Source organism: Hoeflea sp. 108 (assembly GCF_000372965.1).
Lineage (GTDB): Bacteria > Pseudomonadota > Alphaproteobacteria > Rhizobiales > Rhizobiaceae > Aminobacter.
In genome coordinates this window covers 3,621,525-3,647,739 of record NZ_KB890024.1, presented here as the reverse complement: position 1 = coordinate 3,647,739, position 26,215 = coordinate 3,621,525, and the positions used below count along the sequence as shown (strand labels likewise).

General features: G+C 65.3%; 15 protein-coding genes. 9 read left to right on the top strand and 6 right to left on the bottom strand.

Going from position 1 to position 26,215, the window contains the following annotated elements:
• Positions 1-2 precede the first annotated feature (2 nt).
• The 6 genes from B015_RS0118110 to B015_RS0118085 form a co-directional block, all read right to left on the bottom strand.
• Positions 3-644 (bottom strand): alpha/beta fold hydrolase, encoded by a 642-nt coding sequence (locus B015_RS0118110; protein WP_018429146.1) that lies wholly within the window; start codon positions 642-644, stop codon positions 3-5.
• 1 nt (position 645) lies between these two features.
• The gene (locus B015_RS0118105) at positions 646-1,746 is read right to left on the bottom strand and encodes a tetratricopeptide repeat protein (RefSeq protein ID WP_018429145.1); all 1,101 of its coding nucleotides are present in this window, start codon (positions 1,744-1,746) and stop codon (positions 646-648) included.
• On the bottom strand, positions 1,743-2,615 hold the full coding sequence (locus tag B015_RS0118100) for a Ku protein (protein WP_026227432.1): 873 nt from the start codon (positions 2,613-2,615) through the stop codon (positions 1,743-1,745). The genes B015_RS0118105 and B015_RS0118100 overlap by 4 nt, the downstream gene beginning before the upstream one ends.
• 25 nt (positions 2,616-2,640) lie before the next feature.
• On the bottom strand, positions 2,641-5,097 hold the full coding sequence (gene ligD / locus B015_RS0118095; protein ID WP_018429143.1) for a DNA ligase D: 2,457 nt from the start codon (positions 5,095-5,097) through the stop codon (positions 2,641-2,643).
• Between the two features lie 7 nt (positions 5,098-5,104).
• The gene (locus tag B015_RS0118090) at positions 5,105-5,344 is read right to left on the bottom strand and encodes a hypothetical protein (protein ID WP_018429142.1); all 240 of its coding nucleotides are present in this window, start codon (positions 5,342-5,344) and stop codon (positions 5,105-5,107) included.
• 136 nt (positions 5,345-5,480) lie between these two features.
• A complete protein-coding gene (locus B015_RS0118085; protein ID WP_018429141.1) occupies positions 5,481-6,344 on the bottom strand; it encodes a MurR/RpiR family transcriptional regulator in 864 nt (287 codons plus the stop codon).
• Between the two features lie 567 nt (positions 6,345-6,911).
• On the opposite strand from B015_RS0118085, the gene B015_RS0118080 reads away from it, so the two are divergent.
• The 9 genes from B015_RS0118080 (at position 6,912) to B015_RS33340 (ending at position 26,213) form a co-directional block, all read left to right on the top strand.
• The gene (locus B015_RS0118080) at positions 6,912-8,420 is read left to right on the top strand and encodes a M81 family metallopeptidase (protein WP_026227431.1); all 1,509 of its coding nucleotides are present in this window, start codon (positions 6,912-6,914) and stop codon (positions 8,418-8,420) included.
• A 36-nt stretch (positions 8,421-8,456) separates the two neighbouring features.
• Positions 8,457-10,478, top strand: coding sequence for a beta-N-acetylhexosaminidase (locus tag B015_RS0118075; protein WP_018429139.1), 2,022 nt, complete (start codon positions 8,457-8,459; stop codon positions 10,476-10,478).
• 59 nt (positions 10,479-10,537) lie between these two features.
• The gene (locus B015_RS0118070) at positions 10,538-11,023 is read left to right on the top strand and encodes a GNAT family N-acetyltransferase (protein ID WP_018429138.1); all 486 of its coding nucleotides are present in this window, start codon (positions 10,538-10,540) and stop codon (positions 11,021-11,023) included.
• Positions 11,024-11,063: 40 nt separating this feature from the next.
• Positions 11,064-12,713, top strand: a complete 1,650-nt coding sequence (locus B015_RS0118065; protein WP_018429137.1) for an ABC transporter substrate-binding protein — start codon at positions 11,064-11,066, stop codon at positions 12,711-12,713.
• A 52-nt stretch (positions 12,714-12,765) separates the two neighbouring features.
• Positions 12,766-13,746, top strand: a complete 981-nt coding sequence (locus B015_RS0118060; protein ID WP_026227430.1) for an ABC transporter permease — start codon at positions 12,766-12,768, stop codon at positions 13,744-13,746.
• Between the two features lies 1 nt (position 13,747).
• Positions 13,748-14,638 carry an ABC transporter permease gene (locus tag B015_RS0118055; RefSeq protein WP_026227429.1) on the top strand — a complete coding sequence of 297 codons (891 nt, stop codon included), beginning with the start codon at positions 13,748-13,750 and terminating at the stop codon, positions 14,636-14,638.
• Entirely contained in the window at positions 14,635-15,438 is an 804-nt protein-coding gene (locus tag B015_RS0118050; protein WP_018429134.1) for an ABC transporter ATP-binding protein, read from the top strand. The genes B015_RS0118055 and B015_RS0118050 overlap by 4 nt, the downstream gene beginning before the upstream one ends.
• Positions 15,435-16,340, top strand: coding sequence for an ABC transporter ATP-binding protein (locus tag B015_RS0118045; RefSeq protein WP_018429133.1), 906 nt, complete (start codon positions 15,435-15,437; stop codon positions 16,338-16,340). The genes B015_RS0118050 and B015_RS0118045 overlap by 4 nt, the downstream gene beginning before the upstream one ends.
• A 723-nt stretch (positions 16,341-17,063) precedes the next feature.
• Complete coding sequence (locus B015_RS33340; RefSeq protein ID WP_157632781.1) at positions 17,064-26,213, top strand: autotransporter-associated beta strand repeat-containing protein; 9,150 nt, start codon at positions 17,064-17,066, stop codon at positions 26,211-26,213.
• Positions 26,214-26,215 lie beyond the last annotated feature (2 nt).

Sequence of the window (26,215 nt, the reverse complement as noted above, 5' to 3'; positions counted from 1 at the left end):
ACCTAACGCTTCAGCTGCGCCGACCAAGACGCGACCTTGTCGGCCATCGATTTCAGATGGTCGGCGGCGGAGAAGCCCGAGATGCTCTTGCGCGGCTTGAGGTCGTGGTCGCCGTCTTCCAGCCAGAACAGCTCGATCTGGTCGGACAGGTCGTAGCCTGCAACCTCGTCGCGGGTGCCGAATTCGTCACGGGTGCCTTGCACGATCAGCGCCGGCGTCTTCAGTCCCGCCAGATGCTTCGTTCGCAATTGTTCGGGCTTGGCCGGCGGATGGAACGGATAGCCGAGGCAGAGCAGGCCGGCGATCCTGCCTGCTGCGAACAGCTCATCGGCGACCATGCTGGCGACGCGCCCGCCCATCGACTTGCCGCCGATGATGAGCGGGCCTTTGGCGCCGAGCTTTTCGATCGCAGCCTTGTATTCCGGGTTCAGCGTTTCCGCGCGCGGCGGCGGCTTGCGCCCGGCCTCAGTGCGTCGGGCAGCCATATAGGGAAACTCGAAGCGGGCGACGCGGAAGCCTTGTGCGGCCAGCGCCTTGGCAGTCGCTTCCATCGACGCCGAATCCATCGGCGCGCCGGCGCCATGCGCCAAAAGGATGGTGACGGCGGCGTCTTCGTCGCCGTTGAAGAGAAATTGCGTGTCCATGTCAGCCGGCTGAACGTTTCCTGAGGTGGAGGTCGGCATACTGGATGCCTTTTTCGGCGGTGCGCGCCCATTCCGACGTGCTGTCGAGCTGGAGATAGACAGACCACCAGTGCCGGGCCGCCGCGAGATCGCCAGCCTGGTATTCGAGATTGGCGAGGTTGTAGACGGCGTCGGCATATCCCGGGTCGAGCGTCACGGCTGCCTTGAGATGACGCCGGGCCGTTGCGACCTTGCCCTGTTCGGCGAAAAGCCCGCCGAGATTGAACCAGGCTTCGACGAAATTCGGGTCGAGCTTGATTGCCTGCATGTAGGCACCCGCTGCCTCTGTCGTCAGCCCGCCGGCGCGCAGGCAGTTTGCCCGGTTGAAGGCCGCGATGCCGTCGCCGGGGTCGGCTGCCAGATAGCGCCTGTAGAGTGCCGCCGCCTCGAGGTGGCGGCCTTCGTCCTCGGCTTCTTCGGCGAGGGAAAAAAGGGCCTCGATTTCAGTGTCGTTGGTCCGATCCAGCGGCAGCAGGCCCTGGCCGTCCAGTTCGGTCAGTTCGGTCCCCTGGCGCGCGTAGATCGCGTCCCCATCCTCCGTGTGCAGGTTCAGCGCCGTCAGCGAGGCGACCGGCCCGGAACGACGGACGGACCGTGCGATCCGTCCCCAGCTCGCCCCGCCAACCAGCAGCCCGGCATATTTCCTGGCGAGGATCAGGTCGCGGAAGGAGTAGGGCTCCATATGGTGCTCGAAGGCGTCGAACAGGCCGAGAAGCGCGAGCGCCTTGGGATCGAGCTTCGATTGCTCGCCGATCGATGCCTGCGAAAGGGCCGCGGCTTCGGGCGGATCGAGCAGGCCGAGCATGCGCAGGAAGCCGTTCTCGCTGAGCACAGTCATCTGGCCGCCTGACACGGCCTCATACTTGCCGGCGATACGGGCATCGCTTTCACGCCCAAGCAGGCCGCGCCCGAACACGACATGGGTCGTCCGCCGGGTCACGCCGTGCTGGAGGTCGCCGCCGAGGCGCCTGACCTCGCGCAGGGCGAGGCGCCGTGGAAACGCTTCCAGTGCGCCCACGAGACCGAAGGTCGTGCCCTGGAGAGACGATGCCGGATCTGTCACTTCTTGCCCTTGGCTGCCGATTTGCCGCCCGATGCCGCCACTTTTTCAGCCGGCTTGGCTGCTGCATCCACCTTGGGCTTGCTCTTGGCCGGCGGCTTGGATTGGCCCAGGCTCGCCTTCAGCGCGTCCATCAGGTTGATGACATTGCCGCGTTCGGGGGCGGCTGCGATGATCGGCTTGTGGCCCTTCAGCTTCTCCTTGATCATCTTCATCAGGGCGATCTCATAGCGATCCTCATAGTTCTTCGGATCGAAAGTCGTCAGCTTCTGCTGGATCAGCGCTTCCGCAAGCTGCAGCATCTCGGGGTCCGGATCGCCGGCCGGGATGTTGCCGAAATACTCGGCTGTGCCGCGCACTTCGCTCGGGTTCCTCAGCGTGCAGACGAACATGCCGTTCTCGCGCGAGCCGATGGTGACGACGCGTTCGCGGCTCGACAGCACCAGTCGGGCGATGGCGAGCTTGCCCGTCTTGTGCAGCGCCTCGCGCAGCACCGCGAAGGTTTCCTCAGCCATGGCCCCGTCGGGCGCCAGATAATAGGGGGCGTCCTGGTAGATCACGTCGACTGAGCCTTCCTCGACGAAGGCCTCGATGTTCATCGTGTGGTTGGACTCGATCCTGACGCTGTCGAGGTCGGCCTCGTCGATGATGATGTACTTCTTGTCTTCGTATTCGTAGCCCTTGACCAGATCGGTGCGTTCGACGAGCCCGAGTTCGGGGTCGACCGGCTTCATGTTGATCCGGTTATGGGTGTCCTTGTGCAATTGGTTGAAGGCGATGCGTTCGCTCGAGCTCGTTGCCGGGTACAGCCTTACCGGGCAGCTGACCAGACTGAGCTTGAGATATCCCTTCCAAGATGCCCTGGGCGCCATGCTTGTCTCCTACGCGACGACACAACTAAGCTTTACCTGTGAACGCTGCCGGCAATTCTCGGGCGTGATCGTCGATATCGGCCCAGGGATCGCCTGACGTAGCCAAAAGTCCGGGAAGCGAAGAATAGTTCAAATCCTGCGGAGCGTCGATGGACTCGAGATCACTCCAGACAAGTGGGGTCGAAGCCGGCATGTGGGTTCGCGCCCGCAGCGTGTAGGGGGCGGCGGCCGTTGCACTTCGCGCATTGCGATGGAAGTCGATGAAAATAAGCTGCTTGCGGTTGTCCTTGCCCATCACTGTTGTGAACGTCTTGGGCGCGGTGGCGGCGATACGGGAGGCGATGGCGCTGCTTGCCTGATGGATCTGCTTCCAGCCGAGTTTCTTCTTCACCGGCACCACGACATGGATGCCGCTGCCGCCCGAGGTCTTCACGAACGGCACGAGGCCGATGGCTTCCAGCTCGCCCTTGACATGGACCGCCGCCTCGACAACCTCGCGCCAGCCGATGCCTTCGCCGGGGTCGAGGTCGAAGACCACGCGATCGGGCTTGTCCAGCTGCTTTCGCAATGCGCCCCAGGCATGGAACTCGACGACACCGAACTGCGCCAGCGCCAGATAACCCTTGGCGTCCTCGACGGCGATGTAGGTCTTGGTTTCGCCGTCGGAATTGCTGGTCTCGAAGGAGGCGATGGTGGCCGGCATGCCGGTGAAGGCGTGACGCTGGAAGAAGCAGTCCTGCGGCCGGCTCGACGGGCAGCGGAACAGCGATACCGGCCGCCCCAGAATATGCGGCAACATGAAGTCGCCGACAGCCGCGTAATAGACGGCGATGTCGAGCTTGGTCGGCCCCGCCTTGCCGAGAATCCGGCGGGTCGGGTTGGTGATCGAGATGCCGGCAAGGTCGGCATCTGAGATCAGGCGCTTGCGCTCCACCTGGGTCTCCTTGGCGCTCAGTTCCACTTCCCGCAGTCCCTTGAATACCGCATGCCGCAAGGCGTTGTCCGATGTGCGGTTGACGTAATGGATGCGGGCTATCAGCACAGGCCGCACCGGGATCACCTCCTTGGGGGCTCCGTCGAGCCGTGCCGCGCCATCCCTGATCGCTTCGAGGCGCGGCAGCAGGGTGTCCAACGTCTCGGTGTCGAAACCGGTTCCGACCTTGCCGCGATATTCGAGTTCGCCGTCGATCCATTCGCCGAGCGCAAGGGCCGCCAGTCCCTCGGCTGCTTCAGATGTCGTGTAGCCGGCGATGACGAACTCGCCGCGCTGCAGCGCCTTGGTCTTGGTCCAGCTGTGGGTGCGGCCGGAGACATAGGGCGCGGAAAGCTGCTTGGAGACGATGCCTTCCAGCCCCATCTCGCTGACACTCTCGAAAAACTGCCCGCCGTCGCCGCCGACATGGTCGCTGTACTGGATGGCGCTGCGCGCATCGATCTGGCCGGCCAGCAGCTTTTCAAGCAGCGCCTTGCGCTGTCCGAGCGTCACCTTGCGCAGGTCCCAGCCATTGAGGAAGACGAGGTCGAAGGCATAGAAGACAAGCTGCCGGTCGTGGCCGCCGGCGAGTGCGTCCTGCAGCGCGGCGAAGCGGCTGATGCCCTTGTCGTCGAGCACGACGATCTCGCCGTCGATGATCGCCTCCGAGCAGGGCAGGCGGCGAAATGACATTGGCAGCGTGCCATAGCGCTTCGTCCAGTCGAGCCCGCTGCGCGTGATCAGCCTGGTAGCGCCGTCGGCGATGTGGGCCATCGTCCGATAGCCGTCGAGCTTGATCTCGTGCAGCCACTTCTTTGGATCGGCTGCCGGCCTTTCGGTCGCGGTGGCGAGCTGTGGCTCGATCCGCGCCGGCATGGCCGAGCGAACAGCGCCGGCAAGCGTTTCTGGCTTGATATTCTCGGGCTTCGTCGGCGGCTTTCTCTGGGGCACCAGCTCTTCGATCAGCCTGCCTGATTTCACGCTCTCGGGGCGCACCGCAAGGATGTCGGTCTCGGTGTCCTCGGCCTGGTCGTGCTCCTTGATCAGCAGCCAGTTGCGCTTGTCCTCGTCCGGCCTGGGTTTCAGCCGTGTCAGCATCCAGCCGCCCTTGAGCTTTTCGCCCCACAGCCGGAACTTGAAGGCGCCCTTGTCGAGAGCCGAGCGCGCATCGTCCATCGGCGCCCAGCTGCCGGCGTCCCAGACGATCATCGGCCCGCCGCCATATTCGCCCTCCGGGATCACGCCCTCGAAGTCGATATATTCGAGCGGGTGGTCCTCGGTCTCGACCGCCAGCCGCCGGTCGGCGGGGTTGAGTGAGGGGCCGCGGGGCACAGCCCAGCTCTTGAGCACGCCGTCGAGTTCGAGGCGCAGGTCGTAATGGTCGGCGGTGGCGTGGTGCTTGTGGACGACGAAGCGGTTGCCGTTGCTCGCCGGTATGCCGCCGCGCGGTTCGCGGGTTTTGGAAAAGTCGCGCTTGTCGCGGTAGCTGCGAAGCTTTTCGGCTGCCATGCGAGATTTAGGCCGGCCCGGGCTCGTCGGGAGCGGGATCGAGCTCCAGCTCGCGTGGCGAAGCACCGTCGAGAAGCTGCTGCAGCAGGGTGTCGCCGACGTCGTAATAGCGACCGGAAACGAGTACCCGCGAGATCGGCTGCCCGTCGCCCCTGAAGCGCCTGGAGGCAACAAAAACCTTCTGCCGCTCGCGAGCCTCCGCGACGGCCTTGCGCTTGGCGATCTGGTTGGCAACCGGTGTACGCATGCGCCTGCGGCTCCCAAGGGACGAGGCGAGTATCGTTCAAAGCCGGCTGGCGATCAACATGAAGCGATTTTTCACCTGACATCCCGTCGTCGCCGTGGTGTCAGGGGCGAGGTCGGGCGGCCTTCAGGGTTTGAAATCAGTCGCCCAGCACCTGCCGGTCGTCGCCGTCGCGGCGGCGCACGAGCTCTTCCTTGATGGTGCGCAGGGCCTTTGCCGCCTTGTTGCGGTCGGCATAGGCGACGAGGTTGGCGAGGATGTCGATCGCCGCCAGATAGGCATAGCGGGTCGAGGTCGGCCGGAAGATGTTCTTGCCTTCCGGCAGGTCGATGGTGATCACCACGTCGGCCGCGGCGGCGACCGGCGAATTGCTCTGGGTGATGACGACGGTGGGAATGGCGCGTTTGCGCAGCAGTTCCAGGCTCTGCACCAGGCCGGGATCTCGCCCGCTGAAGGACGAGCCGAACACGACCGTGCCCGGCTGGGCTGCGGCGGCCAGCATGATGTTGAGGTTGTGGTCGTTGGAGGCGTTGATGCGGCACCCCAGCCGGAACAGCCTGTTGTGCAGTTCGTTGACGATCATCGACGAGTTGCCGCTGGCGCCGAAGGCGTAGATGAATTCGGCCCCGCGGAGAAGCTGGGCCGCCTTGCCCAAGGCTTCGGGGTCGAGCTGGCGATGCAACTGAAACAGGGCGTTCTGGGCCTTGGCGACGATGTCTTCGGCGACCTCCGCCGGCGTGGCGGTCTGTGCCTCCGGCATCACATAGCGCAGCCCGACATAAGGCATCTTGGCCAGCTGGACCTTGAAGTCGGAAAAGCTCTGGCAGCCCAGCCTGCGGCAGAAGCGCGTCACCGTTGGCGGCGAGACCTCGGCGCGCGCGGCAAGGTCTCCGATCGAGGAGTTCACGGCGAAATCGACATCTTCCATCACCAGCCGCGCAAGCTTCTGCTCGAGGCCCGAGAGCTTGCCTTCCTCGTCCGACAGGGCGTGATAGAGGTCCATCAAAGCTCTCCAGTTCGAGTGCGCGGGCGCGGTTGTCGAACGACTCAATCGTGAAAAGGAATTTCTTTCAGACATGCCTCCATAACACAGGAAGCCTCTTCAGCAACGCCACCCGATATGCTCAGCCGGCGTCGAAGCGTCCGTGTAGATTGGCGCTACCCAGTTGAAATAAAACCACAAAAGCCATCAGTTCCACCTTGCCGGGAACTCGTTCCGTTTGTCAGTCGGCACCGTGTCGATCCGGCAGCATGTTTTTCAGTTACGTAAGTGAATTACATATTTGGGGAAAAATAGCCAGAATCTCGTTGACGAGAGCGAGATTGTCGCCCTAATATGAAAATTAATTACACCGCATGACGGTGCAGGGAGGAAAAACACTAAAATCGCACGCTCATGAGCGCAGTCGGCATGCTGCTCGCGACAACCGGTAAAGGTTCGAGCGGCGCGCAGCGTCCTGCGGCAGGTGGCGTGCGCCCAACAATCAGGAATGGCTGCTGCGGGCATGGACCTTCTCACGGAGGGGCAATGCCGTGCCGCCGTGTCGAAACCACTCGGATCGTCGGTTCAATGCGCATTTTCACGGCCTCGCTGGCAACGGAAACAAACACGTTCTCTCCCGTGCCGACGGACATCAACGCGTTCAAGGCTGCGTTCTATGCCGAACCGGGCGAGCATCCCGACACGCCGACCTTGTGTTCGTCGGTGGTGCCGATCCTGCGCCGCCGTGGCCGCGACGAGGGGTTCGAGGTGATCGAGGGAACGTCCTGCTGGGCCGAGCCAGCCGGCCTGATCCAGCGCCAGACTTATGAGATGCTGCGCGACCAGATCCTGGCCGAACTCGAGGCGGCCATGCCCGTCGATGCCGTCGTGCTCGGCCTGCATGGCGCCATGGTCGCCCAGGGGTACGATGACCCGGAAGGCGATTTCCTGCTGCGGGTTCGCGGCCTTGTCGGACCCGACGTGCTTGTCGCCGCCGAGTTCGACCCGCACAGCCACCTGACGGGGCTGCGCGTCGCCAATCTCGATCTGATGGCCACGTTTCTAGAATTCCCGCACACCGATTTCGAGCAGCGCGGCGAGCACGTCGTGGAACTTGCGCTGCAAGCGCTGCGCGGCGAGATCAAGCCCGCGATCTCGACCTTCGACTGCCGCATGATCACCATCTATCCGACCAGCCGCGAGCCGATGCGCTCCTTTGTCGACCGGCTGACTGACCTGGAGGGCAAGGACGGGGTGCTGTCGATTTCGGTCATCCATGGCTTCATGGCCGGCGATGTGCCCGACATGGGAACGCGCATCGTGGTGGTGACCGACAACGACAAGGCGAAGGGCGATGTCCTGGCGCGGACGCTCGGGCACGAGCTCTACGGCCTGCGCAAGCGGACATCCATGCCGATGCTCGATACGGAGGCCGGCCTCAATCGCGCGATCGAACTGCGCGACACCAATCCGGACCAGCCCGTCGTCATTGCCGATGTCTGGGACAATCCCGGCGGCGGCGTCGCCGGCGATGCGACCTATATCCTGCGCCAGATCCTGGCGCGCGGCCTTGATGATGTTGCCGTCGCCACGATCTGGGACCCGATTGCGGTCTCCTTCTGCCACGCGGCGGGCGAGGGGGCGGTGCTCGACCTGCGCATCGGCGGCAAGTCGAGCCCGGAGGGCGGCGAGCCGCTCGACCTGAAGGTGACGGTCATGAGCACTGCCGACGCCGGCTGGCAAAGTTTCCGCAACAGCCGGGTGACGCTCGGGAATGCCGCCGTGGTGCGCCCGCTCGGCACGTCGATCGACATCCTGTTGATCACCAGCCGCACCCAGACCTACGAACCCGACATCTTTTCCAACCAGGGCATCGATTTCGCCGCCAAGGCCTACCTCCTGGTCAAGTCGACCAATCATTTCCATGCGGGCTTCCAGCCGGTCGCGTCCGAGATCGTCTATGTCGCGGCCCCCACGTCCTATCCGACCGATCCGGCGACGACGCCTTATCGCAAGGCGAGCCTGCAGATGTGGCCGCGCGTCGCCGATCCGCTGGGGCTGGACAGCCCCGAGGCCCAATCGCGGCTGGCCAGCTGACGATTGCGGCAAAGATCACTTGAGGACGAGAACGAGATGACTGCGCCTTTCGAGCCTTCACATTCCCTGGTTTTCGAAACGATCTGGACGCCGGCCAGCGAGGGCAAGGCACCGATCTACACGATGCGTCTCACCAACAGGGGCGATGCGCCGCTCGCCGATTTCGTCCTTTGCTTCAGCGGGCCGGCACGGCTGGAAGCCAATGCGGCCATCGAAAACGGCCGTCTCGTTCGCCGTTTCTCCAATCACAGCGAAGTCGCACCTCCCAAGGACTTCGTACTGCAGCCGGGCGCCGTCTGGGAGTGCTCGGCCCGCCAGCTGTCTTATCCGCTGCGGCATTGGAGCGACGGCGCCACCAGCGCCTATGTCGTGAAATCGGACGGATCGATTGTCGTTGCCGGCACGAAACCTACGGTTTCGACCGTCGTCGAGAATGCACCCAGGCGCGGAACTGCGACCCTTGGCGATCCCGCCTCGTCGCCGGTTCCGCTCTCCATCCTCCCGTGGCCGGGCAGTGTCGAGGCCATCGTGCCGGGCCAGACGCCCGACGGGCTGGCGCTCGCGCCTGAAACCCAGGTCCAGCGCGGGGCCTGCCAGGCATTCGCCGACTTGACCCAGCGCCTGTTTCCAGGCGAGGCGCTGGTGCGCGAGGCCCATCAGGGCGGCCGCACGGTCCGTCTGGTCGAACGCAGCGGCGATGCCGAAGCCTATCGCATCGATTTCAGCGAAGGCGAGGTCGTCGTCACGGCGTCAGGCGTCACCGGTTATCTCTATGGGCTGATCACGCTCGGCCAGACGCTGCGTGGCGCCAGGCGCCACCGCCAGTCGTTTGTCTTCCCGGCGGCAGGCACCATCGAGGACGCTCCGCGCATGGGCTTCCGCGGCTGCCATCTCGACGTCGTGCGACAGTTCTACTCAAGCGGCGAGGTCGAGCAGTTCCTGGCCGTCATGGCCTGGAACAAGCTCAACCAGTTCCACTGGCACCTGACCGACGACGAGGCGTGGCGCATCGAGATCGTGGCCTATCCTGAGCTGTGCACGCGCGCAGCCTGGCGTGGCCATGGCCTGCCCGTGCCGCCGATGCTGGGTTCCGGCCCGCAGCCGACCGGCGGCTACTACACCCAGACAGAGGTGCGCGAGATCGTAGCCCTTGCCGGCAGCTATGGCATCGATGTGATCCCGGAGATCGACATCCCCGGCCACAGCTATGCGCTGCTCGAGGCGTTGCCCGAACTGCGCGATCCCGGCGAAACAGGCGAATACGCTTCGGTTCAGGGCGTGCCCAACAATTGCATCAACCCGGCGCAGCCGAAGGCCGTGGCCTTCATCAAGGAGGTGTTCCGCGAGCTGGCCGAGCTGTTCCCGTCCAAGGTGCTGCATATCGGCGCTGACGAGGTGCCGCTGGGCGCCTGGTCCGGTTCGCCGATGGCGCTCGACATGCTGCGCCAGCTTGCCGGCGACAATGCCGCGCGCTCGCATGCGGGCCTCACCAACACACTGACCAACCATGACGGCGCCGACGACATCGAGGGCGCTACCACCTCGATCCTTCAGGCGGCGTTCGTCCGCGAGATCCACGAGCTCATCAAGTCGCTCGGCTGCGTGACCGGCGGCTGGCAGGAGGCCGCCCATGGCGGCGCGCTCGACAAGGACGCTTCGTATCTTGTCGGCTGGCGCGACGTGCCGATCTGCGGTCGTCTGGCCGGCGAAGGCTACGACATCGTCGTCGCCCCGGGGCAGGCCTATTATCTCGACATGTCCCAGTCGACCGACTGGAACGAGCCCGGTGCTGGCTGGGCCGGAGCGCCGCTGCCGCGCGAGACCTACGAGTTCGACCCTGTCGGTGGCTGGACCGCCGAACAGCTCAAGCATTTCAAGGGCATCCAGGCCTGCATCTGGAGCGAGTCCATGACCGATCGCGCCGTGTTCGATCGCCTGGTCTTCCCGCGCCTGTCGGCCATCGCCGAGACGGCGTGGACGCCATGGGAGCGGAAGTCGTGGGACCGGTTCGCGGCCACGGCAGGCCTGATGCCCAACCTCTACGGACACTGGGAATAGCGCGAGCCGGCGCGCGGCCTGAAGCCGATGCGCGCTGGGATCGACAAGGGAGAAACAAGGTGCCTGATCTGCTCGTCAGTCTCCATTCGGCAAAGTTCGAGGACCTGCGTTCGCGTCGCCATGTGGCGGGCGTGGCGATCCGCCCGGCGCTGGCGCCGGAGATGGCGCTGGTCGTCGACTGGGTGCGCGAACACTTCAGCGACAACTGGGCCAGCGAAGTGACGGTGGCGTTTGCGCGGCGGCCCGTCGCCTGCCTCGTCGCAGTCGAGAACGGCAAGCTCCTGGGCTTTGCCTGCTACGACATCGTCGCGCGCGGTTTTTTCGGGCCGACCGGTGTTGGCCCGGAGGCTCGGGGCAGGGGTGTCGGCGTGGCGCTGCTCGCCGCCGCCCTCGAAGCGCTCAAGGCCGACGGTTACGCCTACGCCATCATCGGCGATGCCGGACCCGTCGATTTCTACGTCAATTCGGTCGGCGCCGTTCCGATCCCGGCACCCGACAAGGGTGTCTACGAAGGCATGCTCCGCCGTCCGAAGGCAGACCGCTGATTACCAAACCAACGACAATACGACTGAAAGGGGAACTGACGTGAAACTGCATACACTTACCGCCATCTCGGCGCTTCTGCTCGGCATTGCGCCGGCTGCTGCCGAAAACATCCTGACCGTCAATGTCGAGCCGGCGACGACCTGGGTGCGCAACTTCAACCCGTTCAACCAGGCCTCGGCGCGCCAGAGCACGCTCGACTTCATCTACGAGCCGCTGGTGGTGTTCAACCGCTTCGACAGCAACAAGCCGGTCTACCGCCTGGCCGAGAGCTTCAAGCTTGCCGACGACCTCAAGAGCATCGAGTTCAAGCTGCGCGCGGGCCTGAAGTGGTCGGACGGCAAGCCGTTTACCTCGGAAGACGTCAAGTTCACCTATGACCTGCTCAAGAAGTTCCCGGCGCTCGATTTCGTCAGCATCTGGTCGCAGATCGGCGGCGTCGAAGTCGTCGATGGCCAGAAGGTCCGCTTCACGCTGAACAACCCGAGCTCGCTCGCGGCCGAAACCCTGTCGCAGATTCCGATCGTGCCGCAGCATGTCTGGAAGGACATCGCCGACCCGGTCACCTACGCCAACGAGAAGCCCGTCGGCAGCGGCCCGATGACCGAGGTGCCGCGCTTCACCGGCCAGACCTACGACCAGTGCCGCAACCCGCACTACTGGGACGCCGAGACCCTCAAGGTCGACTGCATGCGCTTCCCGCAGCTGGCCGACAACAACCAGATCCTGACCGCGACCGTCAGCGGCACGCTGGACTGGGGTGTGTCCTTCATTCCCGACATCGAAAAGGTCTACGTCGCCAAGAACCCCGAGCACTTCCACTACTGGTATTCGCCGAGCTCGATGGTGGCCTTCATCTTCAACCAGGAGACGGCCAACGAGAACAACCGGAAGGCGTTCACCGACCTTAACTTCCGTCGCGCTGTGTCGATGGCGCTCGACCGCAAGGGCATGATCGATATTGCCGGCTACGGCTATCCGACGCTGAACGAGGATCCGGGCCTGATGGGCGAGCTCTACAAGAGCTGGTCCGACGAGACGGTCAAGGCCGACTTCGGCAAGTACGCCACCTATGATGAGGCCGCCGCCAAGGCGATGCTCGACGAGGCCGGCTACGCCGACAAGGACGGCGACGGCATGCGCGAGAATCCCGATGGCACCAAGCTCGCCTTCTCGATCATCGTGCCGGCAAGCTGGACCGACTGGATCGACACCGTCAACATCGCCGTCGACAACATGAAGGCGGTCGGCATCGACGCCAAGATCGAGACGCCGGAAGAGGCCGTCTGGACCCAGAGCCTGATCGAAGGCAAGTTCGATGGCGCCATCAACAGCCTGCCGGCATCGGCTTCGCCCTACTACCCCTACAAGCGCGCCTTCACGGCCGCCGACAAGGGCAAGACCCGCTTCACAGCCCAGCGCTGGTTCAATCCTGAAGTCGAGAACCTGGTGAAGGAGTTCACCCAGACCGCCGACCTCGAGAAGCAGAAGGAGGCCATGAACAAGGCGCAGCGTATCGTTGCCGAGAACATGCCTCTGGCGCCGGTGTTCAACAACCCGAACTGGTACCAGTACAACACCACGCGCTTCACCGGCTGGTCGACGAAGGACAATGCCTTCGCCAATCCGTCGATCACCAGGAACAATCCTGCACGTCTGCTGAACCTCCTGGCCCTGCGCCCGGTGAAGTAACGTCCTACTAGGGAGTTGGCGGGGCCGGAAACGGCCCTGCCAATCTGAGCCGATGCCATTCCTTCTCCGACGGACATTGTTCTACCTCGCCGCGTTCATCGCGGCGGCGACGATCAATTTCTTCCTGCCGCGCATGATGCCGGGCGATCCGGTGGCGCTGATGTTTTCGAGCGCGGCCACGGAGCTGCCGCCGGAAAGCCTTGCGGCGCTGAAGCTCACCTTCGGCTTCGTCGACGGGCCGATCTGGCAGCAATACCTGACCTACCTCGCCAGCATCTTCACCGGCGATCTCGGCATGTCGGTGAAGTATTTCCCGCTGCCGGTGACCGAGCTGCTCGGCCGGGCGCTGGTCTGGACCGTGGGGCTTGTCGGTACCGCCACCATCATCAGCTTCATCCTCGGCAGCTTCCTCGGCATGGTCGCGGCGTGGCGGCGCGGCACCCGGATCGACGTGGTCATATCGGTCTGCTCGATCTTCGCCACCTCGATCCCTGCCGTGGTGACCTCGCTGGTGGCGCTCTATTTCTTTGGCTTCACCTTCGGCTGGTTCCCGACCGGCTATGCGCATGATCCGGCGCTCGATCCGTCCTTTACCCTGCAGTTTGCCGGCAGCGTGCTTTATCACGCGCTTCTGCCGATGATTACGCTGTGCGTGGTCCTGACAGGCGGCTTCACCGTCACCATGCGCAACAACATGATCAACCTGCTCGGCCAGGACTATGTCGTCATGGCGCGCGCCAAGGGCTTGTCGGACCGGCGCGTGATGGTGTGGTACGCCGCACGCAACGCGCTGCTGCCGGCCGTCTCCAGCCTCGCGATTGCGCTGGGCACCGTGCTTGGCGGCTCGCTGGTGACCGAGGTCGTCTTCAATTATCCGGGTCTCGGCAACACGCTCTACCAGGCGATCCTCGCCCGCGACTATCCCGTGATCCAGGGCCAGCTGCTCGTCATGACGGCTGCCATGCTGGTCGCCAATTTCATCGTCGACGTGACCTATGTCCTGCTCGACCCACGCCTGAAGGGGAGTGGCTGACATGGCTCAACTGCTCATTGGCCTCAAGCGCAACCGCAAGGCGGCCGTCGGCCTGACGATCGTGACGATCATCGTCCTGATCGCCATCTTTGCGCCGCTGTTGACCGAATATGCGCCTGCCGCCCGCACCGGCCGGCCGCACCAGCCGCCGTCTGCCGACCACATACTCGGCACGACGCGACTCGGCCAGGACGTCTGGGCGCGGCTGATCTACGGCGCCCGCACCTCGCTTGCTGTCGGCTTCGCCGCCGGCCTGCTGATAACCGTCGTCGGCACCGCGCTCGGCATCATCGCCGGCTATCGCGGCGGCAAGACCGACGAGGTCATCAGCTTCCTCACCAACATGGTGCTGGTGGTGCCCAACCTGCCGCTGCTGCTGGTCATCGCAGCTTTCGTCGGCCAGGCCGGCCCCATGGTGATCGCCGTCATCCTCGGCATCACGTCCTGGGCCTGGGGCGCGCGCGTCACGCGCGCCGAGACGCTGTCGGTCAAGCAGCGCGACTTCGTCAAGGCCGCCGAGATGATGGGCGAACCGCAATGGCGCATCATGGCCTTCGAGATTTTCCCGAACGTGCTGTCCATTGTCGGCATCAACTTCATCGGCAGCGTGATCTTCGCCGTCATCACCGAGGCGACGCTCGAATTCCTCGGCCTCGGCGACCCCAACGTCATCTCGTGGGGCACCATGCTCTACAACGCGCAGAAGGCCTCGGCTCTGTCGGTCGGCGCCTGGTGGGATATCCTTGCGCCTTGCATCGCGCTCGCGCTTTTGGGCATCGGCCTGTCGCTGCTCAACTTCGCCGTCGACGAGATCGCCAATCCGCGCCTGCGCACCGGCAGCAGCCTCGGCCGCTGGGCAAGCCTGGTCAAGTCGGGGGAGGGCCGCCTGTGAATGAAGCTCTGCTCTCGGTGAAGAACCTCACCATCGACTATATCGGCGCTGAAAAGGACTTCCGCGCCGTCGACCAGGTGTCCTTCGACGTGGCCCCGGGCGAGGTGTTCGGTCTCGCCGGCGAATCCGGCTGCGGCAAGAGCACGGTTGCCTTCGCCGTCAGCCGCCTGCACGGGCCGCCGGCGCTGATCCGCAAGGGCAGCGAAATCCGGCTCGCCGGCCGCGATGTGCTCGGGCTCGACGACAAGGCGCTGCGCGACTTCCGCTGGCGCGAGGTGGCGATGGTGTTCCAGAGCGCCATGAACTCGCTTAACCCGGTGCTGCGCATCGAAGAGCAGTTCTACGACGTGCTCGCCACCCACAACCGCTGCACGCGCAAGCAGGCGCGCGAGCGGACCGCCGAGATGCTCAGGCTGGTCGACATCAAGCCCGAGCGCATGCGCGACTATCCGCACCAGTTCTCAGGCGGCATGCGCCAGCGCATCGTCATCGCCATCTGCATGGCGCTCAATCCGAAGCTCGTGATCATGGACGAGCCGACGACGGCGCTCGACGTGGTCGTCCAGCGCGAGATCCTGCAGCGCATCGACGAACTCCGGCGACAGATGGGGTTCTCGGTGCTGTTCATCACCCATGACCTCGGGCTGATGGTGCAGTTCTGCGACCGCATCGGCGTGATGCTGCAGGGCAAGCTCGTCGAACAGGGTCCGTCGGACGAGATCTTCCGTCGCCCGCAACATGACTACACCAAGAAGCTGTGGGCGTCGTTCCCATCGCTCAAGGGAGGGGTGCTGGGATGAGCGAACCGCTTCTGCGCTTCGATGCCGTCAGCAAGTCGTTCGGTCACGGCAGCTTTGCCGTCCATGCGGCGCGCTCGATCAACTTCTCGCTCAACAGCGGCCGGGCGTTGGCGATCGTCGGCGAATCCGGCAGCGGCAAGACCACCTGCGCGCGCATGGCGATGCTGGAATACATGCCCGGCGCCGGCCGGGTGCTGTTCAAGGGCGCGCCGACCGCGGGCCTGCGCGGCCGCGATCTCGCCGCCTACCGGCGCGCCGTGCAGATGATCTTCCAGGACCCGTTCGCCTCGCTGAACCCGGTCCACACCATCGCCTATCACCTCAAGCGCACGCTGAGCCTGCACCGCCCCGACATCGCTTCCCGTGACATCGACGCGGAGGTGAACAAGCAGCTCGAAGCGGTGAAGCTCGACCCTGCCATCGTCGCCGCGAAATATCCGCACGAGCTTTCGGGCGGCCAGCGCCAGCGTGTCAACATTGCGCGCGCGCTCTCGGCCCAGCCGCAGGTGCTGGTAGCGGACGAACCGACGTCGATGCTCGACGTCTCCGTCCGCCTCGGCGTGCTCAACCTGCTCAACGAGATGAAGACGAGCCGCAACCTCGGCATCCTCTACATCACCCACGATATCGCCACCGCGCGCTATGTCGCCGAGGACATCGCGGTCATGTACAGCGGCCAGATCGTCGAGTGGGGCGATTGCGGCTCGATCATCGACAACCCGCAGCATCCCTACACCAGGCTTCTGCTGTCGGCCGTTCCCGACCCGGAGCGTCGCTTCACGGACATGGCCTCGCGGCTCGATCCTGAAGAGGCCGACGCCGTCCGCCGTGCTGCTGCCATGGATGGGCGCGAGGTCCTGAGGGCCGGCGACAATCACTTTGCACTGGCGAGTGCGGGATAGGGTGGGATTTCGCCCGGGCGCCCGCCCGAAGCCGCGCTTTGGTCGTTGTCGCCGGGACATCCATGGCTGAGTCTGGCTGCCGGCGAATGTCTATTGAACTGCCGATGTCGCGGCAGCCGCACGAGCATTCGGCGCGGATCGGTTCGACAGCTTTCTCCGGCCGATCATCGGGTCGCGCCCGATGATCCGATCAAAACTTGCACGCTACGCCTATGCGAATATCGTCTTATGCGCCCGCGAAAGCGACACCGTCGGCGACATAGGGCAGAACCGCTCAACAGCATAACCAAGCCGAATTCTGGCAGCTCCGACCGCGTCGATATCCAGCGCATCTGGATTTCCGACCGGTAAGTCCTGCCGGGTTGAAAACCGTGCTTCTGTAGTCTGCATCGCTCCACGCAGCATCGGCATCGACGCCAAGCGTCACCTTGTTTGGGAACTGGTAGGCATCGCGGCGACCGCTGTATTCGATGCATTAGATTTTGCTTAAGCATCTAGGAATGCTGGCAAAAATGGCCCCAATAATAGTCAACCTCTAACAATTGACCGCATTTTTGGGCAGGCATAGGGTCCGGCGCGTCGGTGCTTGGGGTTTTGGGGCGAGCGCCGCAGTGAACTTGAAATCAGTGTGACCTGCGACCGACAGCCCTGCTGTTTTCGGCGGTGGCGGAGCTTTGCGCTTCGCCGGCTGACGGTCTGCGTCCGCGAGCCAGGGAAGACCACGTGAGCAGCATCCGCAGCCGCCGACCGAACGCCGGCCATGACGAACGTGTCGCGCCGGAGCCTCGGAGCCAGGCCGCCGGCAGGGCGGCAGGGCCTTCCTGTTACGGCCGCTACCGCTTCGCCTTGCTTGCCTGCACGGCGCTTGTCGCGCCGTTGGTGCTGTCGCCCGCAATCCAGTCCGCATCGGCGCAGACACGGGGCAATGATGGCGGAGCTGGCGGCAATGGTTCCGGCACCAGGGCCGGAGGTACCGGCCTCCCGGCGGTCTTGGCTGCTGGCGGCGGCGGCGGCGGCGGCGGCCAGTCCGGCAACGGCCAACCTTCCGGCAGCAGCGGCGGCAACGGCGGTACTTCGGGGTTTGGCGGCGGCGGTGGAGGTGCTGCCGACAGCGGCGGCGGCGGTGGCGCCGGCTACAACGGTGCGGGCGGCGGCGGTGGCGGAGGCGGCGGCGGCGCGGGGCTGGTCATCAACTCCGGCAACGTCACTGTCGGCCAGAATTCGTCTGGCGGCATTGGCGGCAAGGGTGGTTACGGTGGTGTCCAGATCGGTGGCACTTCGATTGCCGGTGGCGGCGGTGGCGGCGGTGGCGGCAGCGGTATTCTCGTCGGCGGCACCAGTGGCGCTGCGACCATAACCGTAGGCGCCGGCGTGTTTGTGCGCGGAGGAGCCGGCGGCGACGGGACCGAAGGCAATACCAATGGCGGGCCGGGTGGCGCCCTGCGAGCCAGCGACATGGGCGCCGGCGGCCATGGCGGCCACGGCATCTCCGTCACCGATCCGAATGGCGCAACGATTATCGTCAATGGCGATGTTGCTCCCGGTGGTGGCGGCTCCGGCGGCGGCTGGGGCTCCAACAAGGCCGCCAACGGCAGCGCGGGCGTCGGTATTCGCGGCCAGAATCTCGACATCACCATCGGTACTGCGGGGGCGATCCGGCGAGCCGACAACGGTCAGGACGCGATCTACATCACAGGCGGCACCAACAGGGTCAACAGCCTGGGCACCGCACCCAACCAGGGCACCGTACAGGGCGCGATCCACCTGGGCGCCGGCACGACCACGATTTCGGGCAACTATTCGGGCGGCACGCGCCCGACCTGGATACTGGTGGACGGCGGGGCCGAGATGAAGGTCGAAGGCAGCACGGCTGCCAACGATGCCAAGGCGATCCACGACCTGCAGAACTATGGCCTGGTCACGCTCGGTGCATCGAGGTGGCTGAGCCTCGGCGCCGGCACCAATTACGCAACGATCAATATCGGCTCTGGAGCGAAACTCGAAACCACCTATGCCGAATTCAACAACCGAGGCACGATCAACGTTGCCGATCAGGGCATCATCGACGCGGGAACCGGCTTTTTCAACTATGCCGGATCGGTTCTCAATCTCAACGGCACCGCGACGGTCAAGTCCAGCTGGGGGGCGGTGACCAATCTCGGGCAGTTCAACGTCAAGAATGGCGATGTGATTGGCGCCGGCATCTTCAACAACGATGGCGGCACGCTGTCGCTGTCGGGCGGCAGCCTGTCCGGCATCAGCGAGCTGGTCAATCGCACCGGCGCCACGGTCGACATCGCTGCCGGACGCAAGCTCTCCGTCGGCACCTTCACCGCATTGGGCGGCAGCGCCACCGGCGCCGGAACCATCGAGGCGTCGAGCGCTTTCAACCTGGATACCGGCTCCTTCGCAGCGAAACTCGGAGGCGCGGCAGCGCTTTACAAGACCGGCACCGGCACGGCGACGCTGAGCGGAACCAATGATTACAGCGGCGGCACCGTCATCAGCGCCGGCACCCTCGCCATATCGTCGGATGCTAGCCTCGGCAGCGGGGACCTGACTTTCGACGGCGGCACCCTGCAGGCGACATCGACGCTGACGACCAGCCGCAACGCAACGCTCGGTTCCGGAGGCGGCGGGCTCGCGGCGTCGGCGGGGGCGACGCTGACCTACAACGGCCTGCTCAGCGGAGCGGGTGCGCTCACAGTGTCCGGGGTCGGCAAGGTCGTCTTCAGCAGCGCAAACACGTATCTCGGCGGCACCAGGCTCATTGGCGGAACGCTCTCGATCCTCGACGACTCCAGCCTTGGCAATGCCGCCGGCGTGCTCACGCTGCAGGGCGGGACGCTCGAGACGCGCGGCACCACGACCGCCAACCGCAGCATCGTGCTTGCGGGCCCGGGCGGAGGACTGGCGGCTGCCTCGGGAACGACGCTGACCCAGGCAGGCCAGATCACCGGCACCGGCGCGCTCAACGTCAACGGCGCCGGCACGCTGAAGCTCACCAATGCAACCAACAGCTACAGCGGCGGCACCACACTCAGCTCCGGCACGCTGGAGATCGCCGGCGACAGCACGCTGGGCACCGGCGGGCTGACGTTCGCCGGCGGCACGCTCGCCTCGACCACCACCTCGACCATCAGCCGGGCCGTCAGCCTGTCGAGTTCGGGTACGATCACCACGGCTGCCGACACGACATTGTCGCTCTCGGGCGTGCTCAGTGGCGCAGGCGGCCTCACCGTCGGCGGCAGCGGCAAGCTGGCGCTGTCAGGTACAAACACCTATTCCGGCGGCACCACGCTTGCCGGTGGAACGCTGTCCGTCGTCGCCGACGAGAACCTGGGCACCGGTGCGCTTAACTTCAACGGCGGCACGCTCGACGTCGGGTCGAGTTTCAACATGACCCGTTCGGGTACGATCGGGGCAGGCGGCGGCACGATTGCGCTCGGCAGCAACAGCCTGACCTCCTGGATGGGCGGCTTCAGCGGCGCCGGCGCGCTGAACGTGACGGGCACTGGAACGCTCGTCCTGGCAGGAACCAACAGCTACACGGGCGGCACCACCATCACCGGCGCGACGCTGCAGGTCGGCAATGGCGGCGCCGGTGGGGCGCTGGCCGGCGCTGTCACCAACAACGGGAAGCTGGTCGTGGACCGTGCCGCATCGACTATGCTGAGCGGCGTCATCAGCGGCAGCGGCGGGTTCGAGCAGAAGGGCACCGGCTCCACGACGCTGGCCGCTGACAATACCTACACCGGTGGCACCAAAATCTCGGGCGGCACGCTGCAGATCGGCCAAGGCTCGACCACCGGCTGGATCGCAGGCGACGTCGAAAACAACGGCCGGCTTGCCTTCAATCGCTCCGACGAAACCACCTATGGCGGCGTCGTCAGCGGCAGTGGCTCTCTGGTCAAGAGCCAGAACAGCAAGATGACGCTGACCGGGGCCAACAGCTACACCGGCGGCACGACCATCACCGGCGGCACGCTCGTCGTCGGCGACGGGGCGACGTCGGGCACGCTTGGCAGCGGCGGGATCGAGAACTACGGCACCATCGCCTTCAACCGCTCCGATGTCGTCACCATCGACGACGTCATTTCGGGCGACGGCCAGTTCAGGCAGGAGGGCTCGGGCACGACCGTCCTGACCGGGACCAGCACCTATACGGGTACGACCAGCGTCACGAGCGGCAAGCTGGTGGTCAACGGGTCCATCGCCTCGTCCTCCGGCATCACCGTCGGGGCGAATGGCGCGATCGGCGGCGCTGGCACGATCGGCAGCACCTATGTCTACGGCACGCTCTCGGCCGGCAACAGCCCGGGCACGCTGACCGTCGATGGCAACCTCACGCTCGACGCCAGCTCGACCAGCGTGTTCGAGCTCGGCACATCGGGCGTGGCCGGCGGTCCGACCAACGACCTCGTCATCGTCAACGGCGACCTGACCCTCGGCGGCACGCTGGAAACGCCGGATGCCGTGACCGGCTATTACCGACTGTTCAACGTCTCGGGCACGGTCACCGGCTCGTTCGACACGCTGCCGACGGACGCCTTCATCAGCACGGCGGTCGCCAACCAGGTCAACCTGCTCATCCGCAACGGCGACCAGTTGCTGCAGTTCTGGGATGGCTCGGACCTGACCGGCAACGGCACCGTCGATGGCGGCAGCGGCACCTGGAATGCCTCGAACGGCAACTGGACCGGCGCTCCGGGTGAGGCCAACTTCAACGACGGCTGGCGCGGCGAGGTCGGCGTCTTCGCGGGCACGGCCGGCACGGTCACGGTCAGCGGTACGCTTGCCTTCCAGGGGCTGCAGTTCGCGACGAACGGCTATTCACTGACCGGTGGCATCCTGGCCCTGTCGGGCAATCCCTACGACAATGAGGATGCGAGCTTCATCAACACCGACAGCAGCGTGAAGGCTGTCATTTCGTCGGTAATCGCAGACGGCGACAAGACCAGTCTCGACAAGCTCGGCCTCGGCACGCTGGTGCTGGCAGCAGACAACACCTACACGGGCAAGACGACCATTTCGGCCGGCACCCTGCAGATCGGCAATGGCGGCACGTCGGGTTCGGTGGCCGGCGACATCATCAACAACAGCGTGCTGGCGTTCAACCGCTCCGACGACGCCCTGGTGTTCGACGGCTACATCGCGGGCACCGGCCGTCTTGAGCAGAACGGCACCGGCACGACCACGCTGACCGGCTACAACTATTACACCGGCGGCACCTACATCAACGCCGGCACCCTGCAGATCGGCAATGGTGGTTCGATCAAGGGCAACGTGTTCAACAACAGCGCGCTCGTCTTCAACGACACGGTCGCCAATGGCGAGTTCGAAGGCGACATCTCGGGTACCGGAACGGTTCTGGTCACCGGCAACAGCATCGTCGTGATGAGCGGCGATGTCAGCCACTCAGGCGGCACCACCATCGACAGCGGCAGCGTCCTGCAGATCGGCGACACCGAGACCAGCGGCACCTTGTCGGGGGACGTCAGCAACTCCGGGCAACTGGTGTTCGATCGCTCCGACGACTCCTCCTTCGGCGGCGATATCAGCGGTTCAGGCGATCTCAAGAAGTATGGTGCCGGCAAGCTTACGCTTTCGGGCGACAGCAGCGGTTTCGACGGCATCGTCTACATGAACGCCGGCACGCTGCGCGTCGAAAACAGCTCGGCCGCCGGCACCGGTTATCTGATGATGTTCGGCGGCGGCCTCGATTACGGCGCCGATGTCGACCTCGCCAACACCATGATCCTGCAGCAGGAAAACACCGTGCTGTCGGTCGCGTCGGGCACGGCGACGCATTCGGGCTACATTCTCGGCGGTGGCAGCGAACCGCGCGCCGTGGAAAAAACCGGCGACGGCACGCTCGTGGTCAAGGCCATGCAGCATGGCGGCGACACCGTGGTCAGTGAAGGCACGCTCAAGGCCGGCAATTCGGGCGCGCTTGATCTCGACAGCGCCGTAACCGTGAAGGCCGGCGCGACGCTCGATTTCGACGGCTTCGACCAGACCATCGGGTCGCTCGCCGGGGCAGGTTCGCTCACGCTCGGCGCAGGTTACCTGACCACGGGCGGCAATGACGGCTCCACGGAATTCTCGGGTGTCATCTCAGGCAGCGGCGGCCTCAGCAAGGCGGGAACCGGCGTCTTCACGCTCAGCGGCGCCAACACTTACACCGGTCCCACCTGGGTCGACGCCGGCAGGCTCAAGGCCGGCGCGACCAACAGTTTCTCCTCGCGCAGTTCCATCGACGTCGCCTCCGGCGCCACGCTCGATCTCGACGGCTACGACCAGATCATCGGATCGCTCACCGGCGCGGGCGGGGTGGCGCTGGGCGCGGGCACCCTGACCACTGGCGGAGACGACAGCTGGACCAATTTTTCCGGCATCATCAACGGCACGGGCGGGCTGATCAAGAAAGGCACGGGCACCTTCACCCTGTCGGGCGCGAACGCCTATACGGGCGCCACCAAGGTCGATGCCGGCACGCTGAGGGCCGGGGCAGCGAACACGATCGACTCGGCCAGCGCCGTCAGCGTCGGCTCAGGGGCCACCTTCGACCTGAATGGCCACAACCAGGCCATTGCCTCGCTGGCCGGGGCCGGCAACGTCAAGCTCGGCAGCGGCACGCTGACGGCAGGCAACGGCAACGACACCGAGTTCTCGGGCGTCATGTCGGGCACCGGCGGTTTCACCAAGCAGGGAACGGGCAAGCAGACAATGTCCGGCGACAACACCTACACGGGTGACACCTCGGTCAATGCAGGCGAGCTCCAGGTCAACGGCAAGCTTGGTGGCACCGCCGTCACTGTCGACAGCGGGGCGACACTGTCCGGTTCGGGCACCATCGCCGGCAGCGTCACGGTCTCCGATGGCGGCCATATCGCGCCCGGCGCCGGCAAGGGCACACTGTCAGTCGGTTCGCTCCTGCTGCGGAGCGGCGCCAATCTCGACTTCGAGCTGGGCGAAGACAGCGACCGCATCGACGTCGACGGCAACCTGACGCTCGATGGCACGCTCAACGTCAGCGGCGGCAATGATTTCGGCGCCGGCATCTACCGACTGATCAACTATGGCGGCACGCTTGTCGACAACGGGTTGGTGATTGGCACGGTGCCCGGGGCCTTCCAGGCCAGCGACCTCAGCATCCAGACGCAGGTGGCCAGCCAGGTCAACCTGATCAACACCGGCGGCACGGCCCTGTCGTTCTGGGACGGCGGCGCCAATGCCAATCTCAACAACGGCATCATCGACGGCGGCGACGGCACATGGAGTGCCGGCGGCGGCAACTGGACGCGCCAGGACGGCGCCTACAACGCGGCGATGGCGCCAAGGCCCGGCTATGCCATCTTCCAGGGCACTGCCGGCACGGTGACCGTCGAAGACGATGAGGGCGACATCGCCGTCACCGGCATGCAGTTTGTCACCAGCGGCTACACCATCAAGGGCGACGCAATCGGTCTTGCCGATGCGGCGACGACCATCCGCGTCGGCGACGGCACCGTTGCCAGCGCCGGCACCACCGCCACCATCGAGTCCGAGCTCACCGGATCGGGCGGTCTGGTCAAGGACGATTATGGCACCCTGGTCCTGAGTGGTGCGAACACCTATGCCGGCGGCACGGTCATCAAGGGCGGCACGCTGTCGATTTCGTCCGACGCAAATCTCGGTGCTGCCTCCGGCGGCCTGGTCTTTCTCGGCGGCATCCTTACCAACACGGCCGAGATGACGACCGCGCGCGGCATCGAGCTGCGCTTGGCGGGCGGCACCTTCGACACGGAGGACGATCTTACGGCCTCGGGTGTCATTTCGGGCCAGGGCAAGCTCACCAAAACCGGTGATGGCAAGCTGATCCTGACTGGCGCCAACACCTACGAAGGCGGCACCAGGATCAGCGCCGGCACGCTGGAGCTGGGTGGCGGCGGCACAAGCGGCTCGATATCGGGCGCCATTGAAAACAATGCCGTGCTTGCCCTCAACCGGTCGAACCTCATGACCCTTGCCGGCGCGATCTCCGGCAGCGGGTCGGTCAGGCAGGTCGGCTCCGGCAAGACCGTGCTGACGGGAACCAACACCTACACCGGCGGCACCACCATCTCTGCAGGCACGCTGTCGGGCTCGGCGACGAGCTTCGGCACCGGCACGATCCTCAACGATGCGGCCCTCATCGTCGACCAGGGCACGAATGCCAGCATGGCGAATGTCATCAACGGCACCGGCACCTTCACCAAGTCGGGCACGGGAACACTGACCCTGACCGGGATCAGCCTGCTTTCCGGCGCCACCACGGTCAGTGCCGGCAAGCTCGCCGTCGATGGCTCGCTGGCGGCGTCGAGCGTCACGGTAGAAGGGGGCGCGGCGCTTGGCGGCAACGGTACGGTCGGCAAGATCACGGCGCTTTCGGGGGCGACGGTCGCGGCCGGCAGCAATCTCGGCAAGCTCACCGTCAAGGGCGACGCCAGCTTCGCCTCGGGCTCGACCTTCCAGGTCGACGTCGACACCACCAGGTCGGGAAGGCTCGAGGTCGAGGGCAAGGCCACGATGTCGGGCGGCGCCGTGCGGGTGCTCGCGGGCAGCGGCACTTACGCACCGTCGACGCAGTATACGATCCTGACCGCGGCATCCGGCGTCTTTGGCCAGTTTGCCTCGGTCACCACCAACCTGGCGTTCCTGACGCCGACACTGACCTACACCGCCAACTCCGTCGGCCTGTCGCTCGACCGCAACGACATCAAGTTCTCTGACATCGCGCTGACCCGCAATCAGTTCGCCACCGGCAAGGCAACCGAGGCGCTCGACAACAAGCATGCGATCTACAAGGCGATGGTCAACCTCGACGAGGACGGTGCCCGCAGGGCGCTCGATTCACTGTCGGGCGAAATCCATGGCTCGGTGAGCGGAATGCTGGCCGAGGACAGCCGCTTCCTCGCCAATGCCGCCAATGACCGTATCCGCGCGGCCTTCGGCGACGTCGTGCCGGCGGCGCTGCCGGTCATGGCATACGGGCCCGGCGGTCTGGAGCTCGCCGATGCGGCGACCGAGCGCATGGCGTTCTGGTCGCAGGCCTATGGCGCCTGGAGCAACATAAGCAGCGACGGCAATGCGTCGGGCTTCGACAGCACCACCGGCGGCCTCATTGCGGGGGCCGATGCGGCGTTCGGCGACAACATCCGCCTCGGCGTCTTCGGCGGCTACAGCCACAGCTCGTTCGATACCGATGCCCTGAAGTCCAATGGCAGCAGCGACGGCTATCATGCCGGCGTCTTCGCCGGTGGGCAGTGGGGCGCGTTCGGCCTGCGCGGCGGTGCCGCCTACAGCTGGAACAGCATCGACACCAGCCGCAAGGTCGCCTTCGGCGGCTTCTCGGACAACCTGACTGCCGAATATGACGCGGCCACCACCCAGGTCTTCGCCGAAGCCGGCTATCGCCTGGAGCGCGGCGACGCCATCGTCGAGCCGTTTGCGAACCTTGCCTATATCAATGTGAGGACTGACGGCTTCACCGAGAAGGGCGGTCCGGCGGCGCTGACCGCATCCGCTTCGACCACCGAGACGACTTTTGCGACGCTCGGCGTCAGGGCCAGCAGGGATGTCGTGCTGGGCGATGCCAAAGCCACGCTGCGCGGCATGGTCGGCTGGCGGCATGCCTTCGGCGAGATCACGCCCTTGACGTCGGTCGCCTTTGCCGGCGGCAACGCATTCACCATCGCCGGCGCCCCGGTTGCAAGGGATGCAGTCGTGGTCGAGGCCGGCGTCGACTTCGACCTGTCGCCGGCAGCGACGCTCGGACTTTCCTACACAGGCCAGCTCGGCGGCGGCGCCGTCGACCAGAGCTTCAAGGCCGATCTCGCAGTGCGTTTCTGACG

What these genes read in the sequence shown, in the direction of transcription:
- B015_RS0118110 (WP_018429146.1), bottom strand. Translation starts at nt 644, where the DNA reads ATGGACACGCAATTTCTCTTCAACGGCGACGAAGACGCCGCCGTCACC.
- B015_RS0118100 (WP_026227432.1), bottom strand. Translation starts at nt 2,615, where the DNA reads ATGGCGCCCAGGGCATCTTGGAAGGGATATCTCAAGCTCAGTCTGGTC.
- ligD (WP_018429143.1), bottom strand. Translation starts at nt 5,097, where the DNA reads ATGGCAGCCGAAAAGCTTCGCAGCTACCGCGACAAGCGCGACTTTTCC.
- B015_RS0118090 (WP_018429142.1), bottom strand. Translation starts at nt 5,344, where the DNA reads ATGCGTACACCGGTTGCCAACCAGATCGCCAAGCGCAAGGCCGTCGCG.
- B015_RS0118085 (WP_018429141.1), bottom strand. Translation starts at nt 6,344, where the DNA reads ATGGACCTCTATCACGCCCTGTCGGACGAGGAAGGCAAGCTCTCGGGC.
- B015_RS0118080 (WP_026227431.1), top strand. Translation starts at nt 6,912, where the DNA reads ATGCGCATTTTCACGGCCTCGCTGGCAACGGAAACAAACACGTTCTCT.
- B015_RS0118075 (WP_018429139.1), top strand. Translation starts at nt 8,457, where the DNA reads ATGACTGCGCCTTTCGAGCCTTCACATTCCCTGGTTTTCGAAACGATC.
- B015_RS0118060 (WP_026227430.1), top strand. Translation starts at nt 12,766, where the DNA reads ATGCCATTCCTTCTCCGACGGACATTGTTCTACCTCGCCGCGTTCATC.
- B015_RS0118055 (WP_026227429.1), top strand. Translation starts at nt 13,748, where the DNA reads ATGGCTCAACTGCTCATTGGCCTCAAGCGCAACCGCAAGGCGGCCGTC.
- B015_RS0118045 (WP_018429133.1), top strand. Translation starts at nt 15,435, where the DNA reads ATGAGCGAACCGCTTCTGCGCTTCGATGCCGTCAGCAAGTCGTTCGGT.